The 1,548-nt window shown below is 68.6% G+C and carries 1 protein-coding gene; it reads right to left on the reverse strand.

Annotated elements, in window-relative coordinates; genetic code table 11:
* Positions 1-66 precede the first annotated feature (66 nt).
* On the reverse strand, positions 67-1,284 hold the full coding sequence (locus ACFXOA_RS32275) for an IS110 family transposase (RefSeq protein ID WP_385035733.1): 1,218 nt from the start codon (positions 1,282-1,284) through the stop codon (positions 67-69).
* Positions 1,285-1,548: the final 264 nt, after the last annotated feature.

The raw sequence follows: 1,548 nt of genomic DNA on the forward strand, positions 1-1,548 counted from the left end.
GGGGGGTGCCTCTATGTCGTTCGTCAAGGCATCCCTGTCGGGTTTGGGGTGGTTCGGATGGTGGGGTTATGCGGCGAGTTCGACGTCCTTCGGTGTTCGGGGTTCGTAGAAGGTTCCGTCGCGGAGCATGGCGAACAGGACGCTGATGCGTTGGCGGGCGAGGCGGAGGAGGGCTTGGGTGTGGGTTTTGCCGCGGGCTCGCTGTTTGTCGTAGTAGATCCGGGAGGCCGGGTCGGCGTTCATGCAGGCGAAGGCGGACAGGAACATGGCCCGCTTGAGCTGGCGGTTCCCGCCTCGCGGGGCGTGTTCGCCGTGAATCGAGGTTCCCGAGGACTTCGTTGTCGGGGCGAGGCCGGCGTAGGAGGCGAGGTGGGCGGCGGTGGGGAAGTTGGTGCCGTCGCCGACGGTGGTCAGCAGGACTGCGGCGGTCCTGACGCCGACGCCGGGCATCGAGGTCAGGACCTGGGAAAGAGGGTGGGCCTCCAGCAGGGTGTTGATCTGGGCTTCGAGTGCCCGGCGTTGTTCATGGACGGCGGCGAGCGAGCGGGCCAGGGATGGGACCACGATGTCGAGGGTGCCGGTGCCGGGAACGACGACGGTCTGCTCGTCCAGGGCGTCGAAGACGTCGTTGATCAGTCGTGCGGCCATGCGCGGGGCTTTCGGGCGGATCAGCTCGACAAGGCGGCGTCGGCCGGCTTTGCGCAGGGCGGCCGGGGACCCGTAGCGCTCCAGGAGCCAGGTGACGGCCTGGTGGTCCAGGCGGGGGCCCAGGACACGCTCCAGCGACGGGTGGAACTGGGTGAGCAGGCCGCGTATCCGGTTGCTGGTGCGGGTGGCCTCGGCGGCGAGGTCCTGGTCGAAGCCAGTCAGGACAGTGAGCTCGGCGGTAATCTCGTCGGCGAGTTCGAGCGAGCGCAGGGTGTGGGGCAGGGTCCGGGCGGCGTCCGCGATCACCGCCGCGTCCCTGGCGTCGGTTTTCGCCTCACCGGGGTAGAGGTCGGCGATCCGGCGCATCGCGAGTCCTGGCAGGTAGGCGACCTTGCAGCCGGTGTCCCGGGCAACGGCCAGGGGCAGCGCGCCGATAGAGGCCGGCTGGTCCACGATCACCAAGACGGTGCCGAACTTCGCGGCCAGCTTCTCGAAGACGGCCCGCAGTTTCGGCTCACTGTTGGGCAGCTGCTTGTCGAAGACCTTCTTCCCGGCCGGAGTGAGCCCGTGCCCATGATGGGCGGACTTGCCGACGTCCAGGCCCAGGAACACGCCCACGTCTTCAATCTCGAGCATCGCGCCCTTCCAGGGGATTTGGCGGCGCCGGCCTCGGCTCGGGTGTCGTGCTCGCGCATCCACGTTATGCAGACCTGCCGCCCGCGAACTGTCCGGCATTGCACCGGACCGGACGGTGGCCGGACCTCTCATCAGCGGCTCCGACGAACACCCCCAGACCCGGTGACACCACCCCCCAGGTCATCCGTTCGACAGGGGGACACAGTCATGCCAGGCCCGGAGGCCAGCGGCCCCATTGCGGAGCCGCAGAAAACATAACGGGGG

Source organism: Streptomyces sp. NPDC059166, assembly GCF_042755185.1.
GTDB lineage: Bacteria > Actinomycetota > Actinomycetes > Streptomycetales > Streptomycetaceae > Streptomyces.

Coding starts and splice junctions, on each gene's coding strand:
- ACFXOA_RS32275 (WP_385035733.1), bottom strand. CDS start 1,284: ATGCTCGAGATTGAAGACGTGGGCGTGTTCCTGGGCCTGGACGTCGGC.